This window comes from Hydrogenophaga bisanensis, from assembly GCF_042665135.1.
GTDB classification, from domain to species: Bacteria; Pseudomonadota; Gammaproteobacteria; order Burkholderiales; family Burkholderiaceae_C; genus Hydrogenophaga; species Hydrogenophaga bisanensis.
On record NZ_JBHTBX010000001.1, the window covers coordinates 141,951 to 157,849 of the forward strand.

Below are 15,899 nucleotides of genomic sequence, written 5' to 3' on the forward strand. Positions count from 1 at the left end.
AGGGTTTCCCCCCGCATCAGTGCACTCCTTCTCGTCGCGCGGCGATGTTCTGCCGGGATTCGTCATGACGGAACAGTTCCATGGCCATCTGGCGCAGAGCTTCATCGCCCATGTTGTGCGCATGCCCCAACTGCTCCAGGGCATAGCGCCGGTCGCACAGCATCATGGCCTGACTGACACACATGCCGCGGCTGGACATGCAAAGGCAGAACGACTGCAGCAGATCCGAAGGCCAAGGCAACGCGAGCTGCCTCTCCTGCCATTGGCGGCGCTGGAGGGTCCAGCGGCTGTCGCCGCCCGCCAGCAGTTGGCTCAAGGCACCGGAAGCATGGCCAGAGGGATCGCTCTCTTGATGTGCATTCATGGCAGTGTCCCGATGGGTTAGGTCGATGTCTGCCAATTTAGGGGATCGGGACGGCGCCCATGCCCCGGATATGCAGGCGATTCACCGACCAGTTTTCACCGCTGGCCGTTGATCCTGTCTGCCGACCGCTGGTCCTGCGCGATGAGAAAGCGTGACGCAAGGCACAATCCGGGCCATGAATGAACCTTCCACGCGCCTGATCAAACTCACTGCCCAGCCTGCTGGATCACCCGAAACCGACCGTCCCCGGCCGGAGCGCCTGATCCGCGGCAATCCGCTGCGCGAAACCTGGAACCTGATCGACGAAGCGCTGCCGGCCGGACAGGTGTTCTGCGGCGTCTGGCGCTGCGAACCCGGTCGCTGGCGCATCGCCATGGGCCCCACTGAGCGGGAGCTGTTCACCGTCGTCGATGGGCGCTGCCGCGTGCACGATGCCCAAGGCGGTCACGAGGAGGCTGGCCCTGGCGACGGCATCTACATCCCCCCCGGCTTCGAAGGCGAGTTCGAGGTGCTGGAGCACCTGACCAAGACCTACATGATCTGCGAGTAGGTCCTTCGCAGGCATGAAAAAACCCCGCTCGTGTATCCACCCGGCGGGGTCTGTCTCCTCGACCTCTTGTGTGTCAGGTGGATGACGCCGACAGCTTCGCGAAGGCGCTGACCACCTCGGGGGGCGCCTGAACCAGTTCGATCAGCACACCCTCCCCTGCGATCGGAAACTCCTCGTTCGCCTTGGGGTGCAGGAAGGTGATGTCGAAGCCCGCCGCCCCCTTTCGGATGCCGCCGGGGGCAAAACGCACGCCATTGGCCCTCAGCCACTCCACCGCCTTGGGCAGATCATCGATCCAAAGGCCGATGTGGTTGAGCGGTGTGGCGTGGACCGCAGGCTTTTTTTCCGGGTCCATGGGCTGCATCAGATCCACCTCGACCTTGAACGGGCCGCTGCCGATGGCACAGATGTCCTCGTCGACGTTCTCGCGCTCGCTCTGGAAGGTACCGGTCTTCTCCAGACCCAGCATGTCGACCCAGAGGGTCTGCAGGCGCAGCTTGTCCGGGCCGCCGATGGCGATCTGCTGGACGCCCAGCACCTTGAAAGGACGGGGGGTGCCGCGGAGATCCGGCGCCGGGCCGCCCCAAGCCGGATCAGCCCCCTCGGGGGGCAGCGACCCGCGCAGCGGTGGAGCGTGGGGGCCGCTCATTTCTCGAACTCCACGATCGGCTGGTCGACCACCAAAGACTCGCCCTTGGCCGCCAGCACCTTGGCCACCACACCGTCGGCCGCGGCGAACAGCACGTTCTCCATCTTCATGGCTTCGATGACGGCCACGCGCTCGCCGGCCTGCACCTTCTGGCCGACCTGCACAGCCACGCCGACCAGCAGGCCCGGCATGGGCGAAAGCACGTATTTGCTCATGTCCGGCGGCGCCTTGAAGGGCATGAGCTGGTGCAGCTCGGCCATGCGGGGCGACACCACCATGGTCTCCAGCTTGGTGCCGTTGTGCTGCACCACCAGAGCCAGCGGGTTCTTGGCCGAGCCGCGCTCCATCTGGGCCGTGAAGGGCTGGCCATTGCACTCGCCGCTGATGACGATGTCGTTCAGGCGCGAGGGCGAGCTGATCTTGAATCGCTTCTCGCCCACAGTGACGGACGCATAGCCCGTTTCACCGACGAATTCGTCGACGTGCACCGGTGTGTAGCCGTGCTGACCATCGGCCGCGAGGCTGATCACCACATAGTCCTTGCCCACCTTGACGCCATAGCCCGGCAGTTGGCCGGAGATGCCGGTGGCACGCTCGCGACTCTTGCGACGCACGAAGGCGGCCAGGGCCACCAGGAAGTCCGGATCGTCGTGCGGTACGTCCTCAGCCCGGAAGCCGCCGGCGTAGTGCTGAGCGATGAATCCGGTGTTGAAGTTGCCCGAGACGAAGTCGGGGTGGGCCAGCAAGGCTGCCTGGAACGGGATGTTGCTGTTGATGCCGCGAATGACGAAACCGTTGAGCGCCTCGCGCATCTTGGCAATGGCGTCGTTTCGGTCCTTGCCGTGCACGATGAGCTTGGCGATCATCGAGTCGTAGTACATCGGGATTTCACCGCCCTCGAACACGCCGGTGTCCACGCGCACGCCGTGCTTGTGGGCGGTGTCCGCCTGCCACATGGTCTCGGTCGGGGGCGTGAAACGCACCAGGCGGCCGGTGGACGGCAGGAAGTTGCGGAACGGATCCTCGGCGTTGATCCGGCACTCGATGGCCCAGCCGTCGCGTTTGACGTCGGCCTGGGTCAGGGGCAGCTTCTCGCCGGCGGCCACGCGGATCATGAGTTCCACCAGATCCAGGCCGGTGATGCACTCGGTCACCGGGTGCTCGACCTGCAGACGGGTGTTCATTTCCAGGAAGTAGAAGTCCTGGTTCTTGCCGACCACGAACTCCACCGTGCCAGCGCTCTGGTATTTCACCGCCTTGGCCAGGGCCACGGCCTGCTCGCCCATGGCCTTGCGGGTGGCTTCGCTGATGAAGGGCGATGGCGCTTCCTCGATCACCTTCTGGTGGCGGCGCTGGATCGAGCACTCACGCTCGTTCAGGTAGATCACGTTGCCGTGGCTGTCGCCGACGATCTGGATCTCGATGTGGCGCGGTTGCTCGACGAACTTCTCGATGAAGATGCGGTCGTCGCCGAAGCTGTTGCGGGCTTCGTTCTGGCAGGCGGTGAAGCCTTCGAGTGCTTCCTTGTCGTTGAAGGCCACGCGCAGGCCCTTGCCGCCGCCACCGGCCGAGGCCTTGATCATGACCGGATAACCGATGCCCTTGGCGATCTCGACCGCCTTGGCGGCCGACTCGATCGCGTCGTTATAGCCAGGGATCGTGTTGACCTTGGCTTCGTTGGCCAGCTTCTTGGAGGCGATCTTGTCGCCCATGGCCGCGATACTGTAGTGCTTGGGGCCGATGAAGGCGATGCCCTCGTCCTCACAGCGCTTGGCGAAATCCTCGTTCTCGGACAGGAAGCCGTAGCCAGGGTGAATGGCCTCGGCGCCGGTCTGCTTGACCGCTGCGATGATCTTGTCGGCCACCAGGTAGGACTCGCGCGAGGCCGCCGGCCCCAGCAGCACGGCCTCATCGGCCAGGCGTACGTGACGCGCTTCCTTGTCGGCTTCGGAGTACACGGCCACGGTGGCGATGCCCATCTTTCGGGCGGTGGCGATGACGCGGCAGGCGATCTCACCGCGGTTGGCAATCAGGATTTTCTTGAACATGTTCTTTTCTCCTCGGGCGATCAGAGCGGGATGTTGCCGTGCTTGCGCCAGGGGTTCTCGATCTTCTTGTCTTTCAACATCACGAGACTGCGGCAGATGCGCTTGCGGGTCTCCGACGGCAGGATCACGTCGTCGATGAAGCCGCGCGCGCCAGCCACGAAGGGGTTGGCGAACCGGGCCTTGTACTCGGCCTCGCGCTCGGCCAGTTTGGCCGGGTCCTTCTTCTCTTCGCGGAAGATGATCTCCACCGCGCCCTTGGCACCCATCACCGCGATCTCGGCGTTGGGCCAGGCGAAGTTCACGTCACCACGCAGGTGCTTGGAGGCCATCACGTCGTAGGCGCCACCGTAGGCCTTGCGGGTGATCACCGTGATCTTGGGCACGGTGCACTCGGCGTAGGCGTAGAGCAGCTTGGCGCCGTGCTTGATGATGCCGCCGTACTCCTGGCTGGTGCCAGGCATGAAACCGGGCACGTCCACGAAGGTGATGACGGGGATGTTGAACGCGTCGCAGAAGCGCACGAAACGCGCGGCCTTGATCGAGCTCTTGATGTCCAGGCAGCCTGCCAGCACCAGCGGCTGGTTGGCCACGATGCCCACCGTCTGGCCGTCCATGCGGGCAAAGCCGATGATGATGTTCTTGGCGTAGTCGGGCTGGATCTCGAAGAAGTCGCCGTCGTCGACCGTCTTGAGGATCAGCTCCTTCATGTCATAGGGCTTGTTCGGGTTGTCTGGCACCAGGGTGTTCAGGCTGCTGTCGGCGCGGTCGATCGGGTCGCCGCTGGGGCGCACGGGCGCCTTTTCCTTGTTGTTGAGCGGCAGGTAGTTGTAGAGGCGGCGCAGCATCAGCAGCGCCTCCACATCGTTCTCGAAGGCACCATCGGCCACGCCGCTCTTGGTGTTGTGCGTCACGGCACCGCCCAGCTCTTCGGCGGTCACTTCTTCATGCGTCACCGTCTTCACCACTTCGGGGCCGGTCACAAACATGTAGCTTGAGTCCTTGACCATGAAGATGAAGTCGGTCATGGCCGGCGAGTACACGGCGCCACCGGCCGAGGGGCCCATGATCATGCTGATCTGCGGGATCACGCCCGAGGCCATCACGTTGCGCTGGAACACCTCGGCATAGCCACCGAGCGAGGCCACGCCTTCCTGGATGCGGGCGCCGCCCGAATCGTTGAGGCCGATCACCGGCGCGCCGACCTTCATGGCCTGGTCCATGATCTTGCAGATCTTCTCGGCGTGTGCCTCAGAGAGCGCGCCGCCGAAGACGGTGAAGTCCTGGCTGAACACAAACACCAGGCGGCCATTGATCATGCCGTAGCCGGTCACGACGCCATCGCCCGGGATCTTCTGGTCCTGCATGCCGAAGTCGACACAGCGGTGCTCCACGAACATGTCCCACTCTTCGAAGGTGCCTTCGTCCAGCAGCACCTCGATGCGCTCACGTGCGGTCAGCTTGCCCTTGCTGTGCTGGGCAGCGATGCGCTTCTCGCCCCCGCCCAGGCGCGCCGCGGCGCGCTTCTTTTCCAGTTGGTCCAGGATGTCTTGCATGGTGGTCTCCGGTGAAAACGGTTGTCGGGCCAGGCCCGATCAGTCAAACAGTTCGAGCAGTTGCCGGGCGGCGGTGGACGCGGCCAGCTGCCCCCCCTGCACCTGCTGTGTGAAAAGGTCCAGCCGCTCGCGCACCCGCGGGTGCTCGCGAAAGCGCTGCTTGAGGCCGGCGTCGATGCGTTCCCACATCCACGCTCGGGCCTGCTGCTGGCGACGCCCGGCCAGTCGGCCATTGGAGGTCTGCAGGCGTCTGAATTCGCTCACCGCCGACCAGAAGTTGTCCACGCCCTGCCCGTGCAGCGCGCTGATCTGGATCACCTGCGGGTGCCAGATGGCTTGGTCGTGGTGCATGTGATCCGGGTTGCCGTGCAGGCCCAGCAGGCGCAGCGACGAAGTGATCTGCGCTCGGGCGCGGGTGGCGGCGTCGGGATCGATGTCGGCCTTGTTGATGACGACCAGATCGGCCAGTTCCATCACGCCCTTCTTGATCGCCTGCAAATCGTCTCCGGCGTTGGGCAACTGCAGCAGGCAGAACATGTCGGTCATCCCGTGCACTGCGGTCTCGCTCTGGCCCACGCCCACGGTCTCGACGATCACCACGTCATAGCCCGCGGCCTCGCAGACCAACATGGCCTCACGTGTTTTCTCAGCCACGCCGCCCAGCGTGCCGCTGCTCGGGCTGGGCCGGATGTAGGCGCGCTCGTGCACGCTCAGGTGCTCCATGCGCGTCTTGTCGCCCAGGATGGAGCCACCGGATACGGAGGAAGAAGGGTCAACCGCCAGGACCGCCACGCGGTGGCCCTGGCCGATCAGGTACAGGCCCAAAGCCTCGATGAAGGTGCTCTTGCCCACGCCGGGCACGCCGCTGATACCCAGGCGAAAGGCACCACCGGTGTGCGGCAGCAGCCCGGTCAACAGTGCATCGGCCTGCTGGCGGTGGTCGGGGCGGGTGGACTCCAGCAGCGTGATGGCCTTGGCCATCGCGCGGCGCTGGACGGCCGGCGCACCGCCGACGATGCCCGTCTGGATCTGTTCGGGGGTCACGGATGCGTCCGGACGGTCAGGCGGCGTCAACCGCCTTCTTGATCTGCTCCAGCACGTCCTTGGCGCTGGCCGGGATCGGCGTGCCTGGGCCATAGACGCCCTTGACGCCGGCCTCGTACAGAAAATCGTAGTCCTGGCGCGGGATCACGCCACCCACGAACACCACGATGTCGTCGGCGCCCTGGTCCTTCAGGGCCTGGATGATGGCAGGCACCAGGGTCTTGTGACCGGCGGCCAGCGTGCTCACACCCACGGCGTGCACGTCGTTTTCGATCGCCTGGCGAGCACACTCCTCCGGCGTCTGGAACAGCGGGCCCATGTCCACATCGAAACCCAGATCGGCAAAGGCCGTGGCCACCACCTTGGCGCCGCGGTCGTGGCCGTCCTGGCCGAGCTTGGCGATCATCACGCGCGGGCGACGGCCCTGCGCGTCGGCGAAATCGCTGATTTCCTTCTTGAGCTGTTCCCAGCCCTCGGCAGAGTCGTAAGCAGCGGCGTACACCCCAGTCACCTTCTGTGTGTCGGCGCGGTGGCGCCCGTAAACCTTCTCCAGCGCGTCGGACACTTCGCCGACGGTGGCGCGCAGGCGGATGGCCTGGATGGACAGGTCCAGCAAGTTGCCCTGGCCAGACTCGGCGGCGGCGGTCAGCGCATCCAGCGCGGCCTGGACCTTGGCGTTGTCGCGGCCGGCCTTGATGGCCTGCAGGCGGGCGATCTGTGCCTCACGCACCTTGACGTTGTCCACCTCCAGGATGTCGATGGCGTCTTCCTGCTTGAGCTTGTACTTGTTGACGCCGACGATCACGTCCTTGCCGGAGTCGATGCGCGCCTGTTTCTCGGCCGCGGCGGCCTCGATCTTCAGCTTGGCCCAGCCTGAGTCCACCGCCTTGGTCATGCCGCCCATGGCATCGACCTCCTCGATGATCTTCCAGGCCTCGTCGGCCATCTGCTGGGTCAGCGACTCCATCATGTAGCTGCCGGCCCAGGGGTCGACCACGTTGGTGATGTGCGTCTCTTCCTGAATGATCAACTGCGTGTTGCGCGCGATGCGGGCGCTGAATTCGGTCGGCAGCGCGATGGCTTCGTCAAAGGAGTTGGTGTGCAGCGACTGGGTGCCGCCGAACACGGCAGCCATGGCCTCGATGGTGGTGCGCACCACGTTGTTGTACGGATCCTGCTCGGTCAGAGACCAACCCGAGGTCTGGCTGTGCGTGCGCAGCATCAGGCTCTTGGGGTTCTTGGCGTTGAAGCCCTTCATGATGCGGCACCACAGCAGGCGGCCCGCGCGCATCTTGGCGATCTCCAGGTAGAAGTTCATGCCCACCGCCCAGAAGAAGCTCAGGCGACCGGCGAACTCGTCCACGTCCATGCCCTTGGCGATGGCGGTCTTCACATATTCCTTGCCGTCGGCCAGGGTGAAGGCCATCTCCAGCGCCTGGTTGGCGCCGGCTTCCTGCATGTGGTAGCCCGAGATCGAGATCGAGTTGAACTTCGGCATGTGCTTGGCCGTGTACTCGATGATGTCGCCGATGATCTTCATCGACGGCTCGGGCGGGTAGATGTAGGTGTTGCGGACCATGAACTCCTTGAGGATGTCGTTCTGGATGGTTCCGCTCAATTTGTCCTGCGAGACGCCCTGCTCTTCCGCCGCCACCACGTAGCCGGCCAGGATGGGCAGCACCGCGCCGTTCATGGTCATCGAGACCGACACCTTGTCCAGCGGGATCTCGTTGAACAGGATCTTCATGTCCTCCACCGAGTCGATCGCCACGCCGGCCTTGCCGACGTCGCCGGTCACACGCGGGTGGTCGGAGTCGTAGCCACGGTGGGTGGCCAGGTCAAAGGCCACCGACACGCCCTGCCCGCCGGCCGCCAGCGCCTTGCGGTAGAAGGCATTGGATTCCTCGGCGGTGGAAAAACCGGCGTACTGGCGGATGGTCCACGGCCGCACCGCGTACATCGTGGCCTGCGGGCCGCGGATATAAGGCTCGAAACCCGGCAGCGTGTTGGTGTACGGCAGGTCCTTGGTGTCTTCGGCCGTGTACAGCGGCTTGACGCTGATGCCGTCGGGTGTCACCCAGTTCAGGGCACTCAGATCGCCACCCGGTGCTGACTTCTGGGCAGCCTTGACCCAGGCTTCAAGGCAGGCGGGAGCGAATTCAGGAGATTTCTCGGTCATGGTCAGGACGCAGTTTTGGCGGGTGGGAACAACTTGGTAAGTTTACATCATTCATAATTATTGATGCAAAATATTCCGACCAGCTTACAATCGCCCCAGCCCATCTGCCACGCATACCATGTCCAGTGTTTCCCTCGCTCCCCGAGCCCTGTATGAAGAGGTGGCCGAACTCCTTCGGCAACGCATCTTCCGCCGTGAACTGGAGCCCGGCAGCTGGATCGATGAACTAAAGATCGCCGAAGAGCTGGGGATCAGCCGCACGCCGTTGCGGGAGGCCCTGAAGGTGCTGGCTGCCGAGGGCCTGGTCACCATGAAGGTTCGCCGCGGCGCCTACGTGACCGAAGTGTCCGACAAGGATCTGGCCGATGTCTACCACCTCCTGTCGCTGCTGGAGTCGGACGCTGCGGGTGTCGTCGCTGAACGGGCCACCGCTATACAACTAGAGGAGCTCAAGGCACTCCATGACGATCTGGAGACCGCTGTCAACGACCGTGACCGATTTTTCGCCATCAACGAGCAGTTCCACATGCGGCTGCTGGAGATGGCCGACAACCGCTGGCGCCAACAGATGGTCGCCGACCTGCGCAAGGTCATGAAACTCAACCGGCACAACTCCCTGCTCAAGACCGGCCGAATCGACGAGTCTCTGAAAGAACACCGGGCCATCATGGCCGCCCTCCTCGCTCACCAGAGGGACCAGGCCACCCGGCGCATGCAGGAGCACTTCCTCAACGGCCTCGAAGCCGCCACCTGAACGCCACGGCCTGCCATCAACCGGTCACGGCCTCGGGCTCAGGCTCGTCCGAAACATGTGCCCGGGCCATGGCCCACACCTCTCTGGCCGGCCGCGACTTGAGGCGGTGGTCGCTCCAGACCTGGCGCCACTTGCGCGCACCGCGCAGGCCATGGCGCAGCCCCAGCATGTGAGAGGCAATCGAGTACCACGGCGCGCCATCCTCGGCATGGGCGCGCTCCATGTAGTCGAGCATCGCAAGTTCCACCGCCTCGGGCGTCAGCGCCGCTTGACGGTCATCCCCGAAGAAAAGGGCATCCCAGCGGCTCATGATCCAGGGGTTGTGGTAAGCCTCTCGGCCGACCATCACACCATCCACCCGCTCCAGATGTGCGGCGATCTGTTCGTCCTGCGTGATGCCACCATTGATGGCGATGGTCAGGTGCGGGAACTCCTGCTTGAGGCGATGGACCAGTTCGTAACGCAGCGGCGGAATCTCCCGGTTTTCCTTGGGTGACAGCCCCTTGAGCCACGCGTTTCGTGCGTGGACGATGAACACCTCGCAACCTGCCTCCGCCACGGTTCCGACAAAGTCGCGCACAAACGCGTAGCTTTCCTCGCGGTCGATGCCGATCCGGTGCTTGACCGTCACCGGCACATCGACCACATCGCGCATGGCCTTCACCCCATCGGCCACCAGCCGCGGATCCCCCATCAGGCACGCCCCGAACGAGCCCTTGAGCACGCGCTCGGACGGGCAGCCACAGTTGAGGTTGATCTCGTCATAGCCTCGTTCCTGCCCGATGCGCGCCGCGCGGGCCAGATCCGCCGGATCGCTGCCACCGAGCTGCAGGGCCACCGGGTGCTCCTCCTCGTTGAACCGCAAGAGCTGGTCGACATTGCCATGGATCAGTGCCCCCGTCGTCACCATCTCGGTGTACAGCAGGGTGTGTCGGGTCAGCAGCCGATGGAAGTAACGGCAATGGCGGTCGGTCCAACCCATCATCGGGGCCACGGACATGCGCCAGGGAGAAAAAGCGGAAGACATGCCCGGATTATCCCAGCGCCCACAAAAAAACCCGCCGAAGCGGGTTGGCTTGACCGTCTGAAGACGCCTTCAGCCCATGTGCAGGCCGCCGTTTACCGAGAAGTCGGCACCGGTGGCGTAGCCGCCCTCTTCGCTGGCCAGCCAGGCAATGATGGACGCGATTTCCGAGGGTTCGCCCAGGCGCTTGACCGGCACCGTCGCGACGATCTTCTCCAGCACGTCGGGACGGATGGCCCGGACCATGTCGGTGCCGATGTAGCCCGGGCTCACGGTGTTGACCGTCACGCCCTTGGTGGCCAGTTCCTGGGCCAGCGCCATGGAGAAACCGTGCATGCCCGCCTTGGCGGCCGAGTAGTTGGTCTGGCCCGCCTGCCCTTTCTCGCCGTTCACCGACGAGATGTTGATGATGCGGCCCCAGCCCTTCTCGACCATGTCGGGCACGACCTGCTTGGTCACGTTGAACATCGAGTCCAGGTTGGTGCTCATGACCGCGTCCCAGTCCTCGCGGGTCATCTTCAGGAACATGCGGTCGCGCGTGATGCCGGCGTTGTTGACCAGGACATCGATCGAGCCGTGTTCAGCCTTGGCCTTGGTGAAGGCCTCCACGGTCGAGTTCCATTCGGCCACATTGCCGACCGAGGCATAGAAGGTGTAGCCCAGCGCCTTCTGCTCGTCCAGCCACTTCTGGTAATCGCGGGTGGGGCCGCAACCGGCGATGACCTTGAACCCGTCCTTGTGCAGGCGCTGGCAGATGGCGGTGCCGATGCCTCCCATGCCGCCGGTGACGTAAGCGACTTTTTGACTCATTGTGATGCTCCTCTAGGTGGTGCCGTGTGGCGGAAAAATATGTTGAATGGGGTCAGGCGCGTTCGACAGCCAGCGACACGCCCATGCCGCCGCCGATGCACAGCGCGGCCAGGCCTTTCCTGGCACCGCTGCGCTGCATCTCGTGCAGCAGCGTGACCAGAATGCGGCATCCGGAAGCGCCAATGGGGTGACCGATGGCGATGGCGCCACCGTTGACGTTGACCTTAGCCGGATCGATGTCCAGCGCCTGGTTGACGGCGCAAGCCTGGGCGGCGAAGGCCTCGTTGAGTTCAAACAGATCGACATCGGCCGCCTTCCAGCCCGCGCGGGCCAGCGCCTTCTGCGACGCAGGCACCGGCCCCATGCCCATCGTGGCCGGGTCCAGACCGCTGGTGCCAAAGGCGGCGATGCGGGCCAGCGGCGTCAGGCCCAGGGCCGCCGCCTTCTTGGCGCTCATGACCATCACAGCCGCGGCACCGTCGTTGATGCCCGAGGCGTTGCCGGCGGTCACGGTGCCCGCCTTGTCGAAGGCAGGACGAAGACCGGCCAGCGCTTCTGCATTGGTCTTCTTGTTGATGAACTCGTCGGTGTCGAACACGACCGGGTCGCCCTTGCGCTGGGGAATGCTTACGCCGACGATCTCGTCCTTGAACTTGCCGGCGTCCTGCGCCGCCGAGGCCTTCTGCTGGCTGCCCAGCGCCAGCGCGTCCTGCATCTCGCGCGTGATGCCGTGGGCCTTGGCCACGTTCTCGGCCGTGATGCCCATGTGGTACTGGTTGTAGACGTCCCACAGGCCATCGACAATCATGGTGTCGACCATCTTCCAGTCGCCCATGCGTTGGCCATCGCGGCTGCCATTGAGCACGTGCGGGCTGGCGCTCATGTTTTCCTGACCGCCGGCGATCACGATCTCGCTGTCGCCCCAGGCCACGGCCTGTGCCGCCAGCATCACGGCCTTCAGGCCCGAACCGCAGACGGCGTTGATGGTCAGCGCGGGGGTCTCCTTGGCCAGGCCGGCCTTCATCATGGCCTGACGGGCCGGGTTCTGACCCACGCCAGCCGCCAGCACCTGTCCCATGATGACTTCACCCACGGCATCGGCTGGCAGTCCCGTGCGGCGCAGAAGTTCCTTGATGACGACGCTGCCGAGTTCGGTGGCGGGTGTCTTGGCCAGCGTGCCGCCAAACTTGCCCACCGCGGTCCGGGCGGCTGAAACGATGACGATGTCTTCCATGTGTGTGCTCCTCTTCAGATCAGGAAAATGGGTGGTGGCAGAGCGTGCCGGTGGTGGTTGTCAGGCCTTCGCCTTCACATAGCGGCCCGGCGCGGGTTCGATGGCTGCGTACTGTTTGCCCTTGCCGTAGGTCTTGGGCGCGGCGACCTGCTTGCCGGCGTGGGTCTTGAGCCAGTCGGACCAGTCGGTCCACCAGCTGCCCGGATGCTCGGTGGCGCTGGCGATCCAGTCGTTCACCGATGCGGGAAACTTGTTCGCCGGCCCGATCCAGTGGCTTCGCTTGCCCTTGCTCGCCGGGTTGATCACACCCGCGATGTGGCCTGATGCGCCCATCACAAAGCGCTTCTTGCCAGGCAGCAGTTGCGTGCTGCCATAGGCCCCACCGATGGGCACGATATGGTCCTCTCGCGAGCCGTAGATGTAGACCGGCAGCTTCACCTGGCGGAAGTCGATCTTCTCGCCACAGACCGTGGCGGTCCCGGGTTTGGTGTAGCGGTTCTCCAGATACAGGTTGCGCAGGTACCACGCGTACCAAGGGCCCGGCAGGTTGGTGCTGTCACTGTTCCAGTACAGCAGATCGAACGGCGGAGGCGTCTCGCCCTTGAGGTAGTTGCCCACCACGTAGTTCCAGACCAGATCGTTTGGCCGCAGGAAACTGAACGTCGTGGCCAGATCGCGCCCCGGCATCAGCCCGCCTTGGGCAAATTGCATCTCGCGGAACTTGACGAAGTTCTCATCGATGAACACGTCCAGAATACCGGTATCGGTGAAATCGAGCAAGGTGGTCAGGAAGGTCGCGCTGGCGACGGGCTCTTGGCCACGGGCCGCCATGACCGCCAGCGCGGTGCCCAGCATCGTCCCACCCACACAGAAACCCAGCGCATTGATCTGCGGTGCGCCGGTGATGTCCTGCACCACACCGATCGCCTTGATCACCGCATCCTCGATGTACTCGTCCCAAGTCTTGTTGGCCATGGACTGGTCCGGGTTGCGCCAGCTGACCACAAAGGTGCGGTGCCCCTGCTCCACGGCGTAGCGGATGAAGGAGTTGTCAGGCTGAAGGTCGAGGATGTAGAACTTGTTGATGCAGGGTGGCACCAGCAGGAACGGCTTCTCATAGACCTTGGGTGTCAACGGCTTGTATTCGATCAGCTGGAACAGCTCGTTCTCGAAGACCACGGCACCCTCGGTGGTCGCCACGTTCTTGCCCACCTCGAACACGCTCTCGTCGGTCATCGAAACGTGGCCTTGCTTGAGGTCGTGCAGCAGATTGGCCACGCCCTTGGCGATGCTTTCGCCCTGGGTGTCAACGGCCTTCTTCTGGGCCTCGGCGTTGAATGCCAGGAAATTGCTGGGTGCCGTCGCATCGATCCATTGCTGGACCGCAAACCGCACCCGTGCCTTGGTCTTGGCATCGCCCTCGACCGCTTCGGCCATCGCCATCAGCGTGCGGGCATTGAGCAGATAGACCGCCGCGGCATATGCAGCGACCGGATTGGTCTTCCAGGCCTCCGACGCGAAACGGCGATCCTGGAGCTTGGGGGACAGCAGGCCCTGGTTCCAGAGCTCGACCGCTTCCTTGAGGTAGGTGTTCTGGATCTCGAGGAGCCGCGCAGGATCCATGCGAACCTGATGCCCCGCCGCTTTGCTCAGGACATCACCCAGATCGGCCATGCTGCCCATGCCCGCCATGGACGGCATGCCCAGAGGATGGGCAGCTCCCGCCGGTGGCATGAAGTTCTTGAAGACGGCCAGAGGGTCTGATGCTGCGCCACCGGCCGGCGCCATGGATTGGGCCATCTGGGCCCACTGACCCATGAACTGCTGCTGGAGCTGCTGGGCAGCCTCCACCCAGCCCTGCTGAGGGTCTTTTGCTGATGTCATGCTTGTCTCCGAGGTTGTTGCCTGGGGCTTATGATCCGGACAGTCTGGATGCGACCCCGGGTTTTCCCTAGTGTCTGTTGGTTGGCTTCCAGCAAGCTGACATTCCTTTCCACTTCGTTGCGCAGGAGAGTCCGTGTACCTCGTCGTGATCGGCTGGCTCTACGTGGTGCTGATGATGTCGGTGGCCGAAGCCTCCAACACCACAGGCACCCTGCTTGGGGCCATTGTGACGTTTTTTCTTTACGGTTTGATGCCGGTCGCACTGGTGGTTTACCTGATGCGCACCCCGCAGCGCCGCAAAGCCATCAAGGCCCGGGAAGCGGCCGAACTTGCAGCGCTGCAGTCTGCAAATGCCGTGCCAGGGGAATCACTCACCACGCCAGATGCAGGCAGCCATGCGCCCGGTGCTGCCGAACCGGGCAGCGTCCCGCCGGTGCGAAAAGAACCGTGACGCCTGGTGCACCGTGCACCAGTTCAGAGACCCGTCATTGCCATACACCGCGGACACCCCGGCCCGCCAAAGACGCTGACGCGCCAGCCCCGGCAAGTCGGCCATCCACTTGCCAGGCTTCTCTCCCCGCCGGAAGGTGGAAGACACATCGAACCGCGCATCGGCAAACGCTTGCCGCACCTCGTCCCCCACCTCGAAGTGGTCGGGGCCGATGCACGGCCCCAGCCAGGCCATCAGGTCCGATGTGCTCCCCTGCTTTGCCTGCACGTCGCGCATGGCCTGTATCGTGCCATCCAGCACCCCCAGGCCATCCACCCCTGCGAGCCCACGCCAGCCGGCATGCGCGGCTGCCACCACCTGTCCGAGCGAGTCGGTCAGGAGCACGGGCAGACAGTCCGCCACCATGACGGTGCACGCCACGCCCGACTCGGTCGTCAGACAGGCATCAGCCTGAGCGCCATCGGCCGTGTGGGCGTCCAGGGCAATCACCCGGGTGCCATGGACCTGCTGCAGAAAGACGGGCCGCGCGCCGATGCCACGCCGCAAGGCAGTCCGGTTCGATTGCACATGCCGGGGGTCGTCACGCACGTGATCCCCCAGATTGAACGAATCAAAGGGTGGCAGGGACACACCACCCTCCCGACCGGTGAACACGGCACGGACACCGTCGGGCGCCGGCCATTGCGGCACGAGCCAGGAGTCGGGCCAGCGCATCAGGCCTCGAAGTCGGGACAGGCCGACGGTTGCGCCTTCTGGAACGCCGGCAAAGCCATGCAGGCCTCGAAAACACCCATGGTGCGGGGCAGACCATCCAGCGGGGTGTTGAAGCGCTGACCATTGAAAATCTGGGGCACCAGCAGACAGTCGGCCATGGACGGTGTGTCGCCAACACAGTAGCGTGATGGTGGCTGCTGCGACAGCTGGCGCTCGAATGCCTCCAATCCGGTGCGGACCCAGTGGCGGTACCAGGCGTTCTTGGTGTCCTCATCCAGCTTCAGGGTGCCCGACAGGTACTTGAGCACGCGCAGGTTGTTGATGGGATGGATCTCGCAGGCAATCGACTGCGACAGCGCCCTCACACGGGCCCGCCCCAGCGCATCCGGCGGCAGCAGGGCGGGTTCGGGATAGCGCTCATCCAGGAACTCGATGATGGCCATGGACTGGGACAGCCGAGTTCCGTCGTCCAGTTCCAGCAAAGGTACCAGACCGTCGGCGGCCAGATCGGCATAGGCCGCCTGACGGTGCTCGCCTTTGGCCAGGTGCACGGGCACGTAGTCGTAGTCCAGGCCCTTCAGGGCCAGCGCGATGCGCACACGAAACGATGCCGATGAGCGGAAATAGTTGTAGAGCTTCAT

General features: G+C 64.3%; 15 protein-coding genes. 3 read left to right on the forward strand and 12 right to left on the reverse strand.

The genetic code is table 11. From position 1 onward, the window contains the following. Positions 1 to 16: 16 nt before the first annotated feature. The gene (locus ACFQNJ_RS00705) at positions 17 to 364 is read right to left on the reverse strand and encodes a hypothetical protein (RefSeq protein ID WP_382253094.1); all 348 of its coding nucleotides are present in this window, start codon (positions 362 to 364) and stop codon (positions 17 to 19) included. A 175-nt stretch (positions 365 to 539) separates the two neighbouring features. Here ACFQNJ_RS00705 and ACFQNJ_RS00710 point away from each other — a divergent pair, with 175 nt between their 5' ends. Next, positions 540 to 914, forward strand: coding sequence for a cupin domain-containing protein (locus ACFQNJ_RS00710; RefSeq protein WP_382253096.1), 375 nt, complete (start codon positions 540 to 542; stop codon positions 912 to 914). A 73-nt stretch (positions 915 to 987) separates the two neighbouring features. On the opposite strand, the gene ACFQNJ_RS00715 is transcribed toward ACFQNJ_RS00710, so the two are convergent. From ACFQNJ_RS00715 to scpA, 5 genes are read right to left on the reverse strand one after another with little or no spacing between them, the layout of a single operon-like run. Beyond that, positions 988 to 1,563 carry a VOC family protein gene (locus ACFQNJ_RS00715; RefSeq protein WP_382253097.1) on the reverse strand — a complete coding sequence of 192 codons (576 nt, stop codon included), beginning with the start codon at positions 1,561 to 1,563 and terminating at the stop codon, positions 988 to 990. Next, the gene (locus ACFQNJ_RS00720) at positions 1,560 to 3,611 is read right to left on the reverse strand and encodes an acetyl-CoA carboxylase biotin carboxylase subunit (RefSeq protein WP_382253098.1); all 2,052 of its coding nucleotides are present in this window, start codon (positions 3,609 to 3,611) and stop codon (positions 1,560 to 1,562) included. The genes ACFQNJ_RS00715 and ACFQNJ_RS00720 overlap by 4 nt, the downstream gene beginning before the upstream one ends. A 20-nt stretch (positions 3,612 to 3,631) precedes the next feature. After that, a complete protein-coding gene (locus tag ACFQNJ_RS00725) occupies positions 3,632 to 5,164 on the reverse strand; it encodes an acyl-CoA carboxylase subunit beta (RefSeq protein ID WP_374639191.1) in 1,533 nt (510 codons plus the stop codon). 39 nt (positions 5,165 to 5,203) lie between these two features. Then, a complete protein-coding gene (gene meaB, locus ACFQNJ_RS00730) occupies positions 5,204 to 6,208 on the reverse strand; it encodes a methylmalonyl Co-A mutase-associated GTPase MeaB (protein ID WP_382253100.1) in 1,005 nt (334 codons plus the stop codon). 16 nt (positions 6,209 to 6,224) lie between these two features. Beyond that, complete coding sequence (gene scpA / locus ACFQNJ_RS00735) at positions 6,225 to 8,387, reverse strand: methylmalonyl-CoA mutase (protein WP_382253101.1); 2,163 nt, start codon at positions 8,385 to 8,387, stop codon at positions 6,225 to 6,227. A gap of 118 nt (positions 8,388 to 8,505) precedes the next feature. On the opposite strand from scpA, the gene ACFQNJ_RS00740 reads away from it, so the two are divergent. Next, positions 8,506 to 9,141: a GntR family transcriptional regulator gene (locus tag ACFQNJ_RS00740; RefSeq protein ID WP_382253102.1), complete on the forward strand. Its 636-nt coding sequence runs from the start codon at positions 8,506 to 8,508 to the stop codon at positions 9,139 to 9,141. A gap of 16 nt (positions 9,142 to 9,157) precedes the next feature. On the opposite strand, the gene dusA is transcribed toward ACFQNJ_RS00740, so the two are convergent. From dusA to ACFQNJ_RS00760, 4 genes are all read right to left on the reverse strand, one after another. After that, positions 9,158 to 10,168, reverse strand: a complete 1,011-nt coding sequence (gene dusA, locus ACFQNJ_RS00745) for a tRNA dihydrouridine(20/20a) synthase DusA (RefSeq protein ID WP_382253104.1) — start codon at positions 10,166 to 10,168, stop codon at positions 9,158 to 9,160. Positions 10,169 to 10,237: 69 nt separating this feature from the next. Further along, entirely contained in the window at positions 10,238 to 10,975 is a 738-nt protein-coding gene (gene phbB, locus ACFQNJ_RS00750; RefSeq protein WP_374639197.1) for an acetoacetyl-CoA reductase, read from the reverse strand. A gap of 52 nt (positions 10,976 to 11,027) precedes the next feature. Further along, positions 11,028 to 12,209 carry an acetyl-CoA C-acetyltransferase gene (locus ACFQNJ_RS00755; RefSeq protein ID WP_382253106.1) on the reverse strand — a complete coding sequence of 394 codons (1,182 nt, stop codon included), beginning with the start codon at positions 12,207 to 12,209 and terminating at the stop codon, positions 11,028 to 11,030. A 60-nt stretch (positions 12,210 to 12,269) separates the two neighbouring features. Next, positions 12,270 to 13,892 carry a PHA/PHB synthase family protein gene (locus ACFQNJ_RS00760; RefSeq protein WP_417449321.1) on the reverse strand — a complete coding sequence of 541 codons (1,623 nt, stop codon included), beginning with the start codon at positions 13,890 to 13,892 and terminating at the stop codon, positions 12,270 to 12,272. A 334-nt stretch (positions 13,893 to 14,226) separates the two neighbouring features. Between ACFQNJ_RS00760 and ACFQNJ_RS00765 the strand changes: the two genes are divergently transcribed. After that, a complete protein-coding gene (locus ACFQNJ_RS00765; protein WP_374639200.1) occupies positions 14,227 to 14,544 on the forward strand; it encodes a hypothetical protein in 318 nt (105 codons plus the stop codon). On the opposite strand, the gene pgeF is transcribed toward ACFQNJ_RS00765, so the two are convergent. Further along, positions 14,461 to 15,258 (reverse strand): peptidoglycan editing factor PgeF, encoded by a 798-nt coding sequence (pgeF, locus tag ACFQNJ_RS00770; protein ID WP_382253110.1) that lies wholly within the window; start codon positions 15,256 to 15,258, stop codon positions 14,461 to 14,463. The two genes, ACFQNJ_RS00765 and pgeF, sit on opposite strands and share 84 nt — an antisense overlap. Continuing rightward, positions 15,258 to 15,899 carry a maleylacetoacetate isomerase gene (gene maiA / locus ACFQNJ_RS00775; RefSeq protein ID WP_374639202.1) on the reverse strand — a complete coding sequence of 214 codons (642 nt, stop codon included), beginning with the start codon at positions 15,897 to 15,899 and terminating at the stop codon, positions 15,258 to 15,260. The genes pgeF and maiA overlap by 1 nt, the downstream gene beginning before the upstream one ends.

Coding starts and splice junctions, on each gene's coding strand:
- ACFQNJ_RS00705 (WP_382253094.1), bottom strand. CDS start 364: ATGAATGCACATCAAGAGAGCGATCCCTCTGGCCATGCTTCCGGTGCC.
- ACFQNJ_RS00710 (WP_382253096.1), top strand. CDS start 540: ATGAATGAACCTTCCACGCGCCTGATCAAACTCACTGCCCAGCCTGCT.
- ACFQNJ_RS00715 (WP_382253097.1), bottom strand. CDS start 1,563: ATGAGCGGCCCCCACGCTCCACCGCTGCGCGGGTCGCTGCCCCCCGAG.
- ACFQNJ_RS00720 (WP_382253098.1), bottom strand. CDS start 3,611: ATGTTCAAGAAAATCCTGATTGCCAACCGCGGTGAGATCGCCTGCCGC.
- ACFQNJ_RS00725 (WP_374639191.1), bottom strand. CDS start 5,164: ATGCAAGACATCCTGGACCAACTGGAAAAGAAGCGCGCCGCGGCGCGC.
- scpA (WP_382253101.1), bottom strand. CDS start 8,387: ATGACCGAGAAATCTCCTGAATTCGCTCCCGCCTGCCTTGAAGCCTGG.
- ACFQNJ_RS00740 (WP_382253102.1), top strand. CDS start 8,506: ATGTCCAGTGTTTCCCTCGCTCCCCGAGCCCTGTATGAAGAGGTGGCC.
- dusA (WP_382253104.1), bottom strand. CDS start 10,168: ATGTCTTCCGCTTTTTCTCCCTGGCGCATGTCCGTGGCCCCGATGATG.
- phbB (WP_374639197.1), bottom strand. CDS start 10,975: ATGAGTCAAAAAGTCGCTTACGTCACCGGCGGCATGGGAGGCATCGGC.
- ACFQNJ_RS00755 (WP_382253106.1), bottom strand. CDS start 12,209: ATGGAAGACATCGTCATCGTTTCAGCCGCCCGGACCGCGGTGGGCAAG.
- ACFQNJ_RS00760 (WP_417449321.1), bottom strand. CDS start 13,892: ATGGGCAGCATGGCCGATCTGGGTGATGTCCTGAGCAAAGCGGCGGGG.
- pgeF (WP_382253110.1), bottom strand. CDS start 15,258: ATGCGCTGGCCCGACTCCTGGCTCGTGCCGCAATGGCCGGCGCCCGAC.
- maiA (WP_374639202.1), bottom strand. CDS start 15,899: ATGAAGCTCTACAACTATTTCCGCTCATCGGCATCGTTTCGTGTGCGC.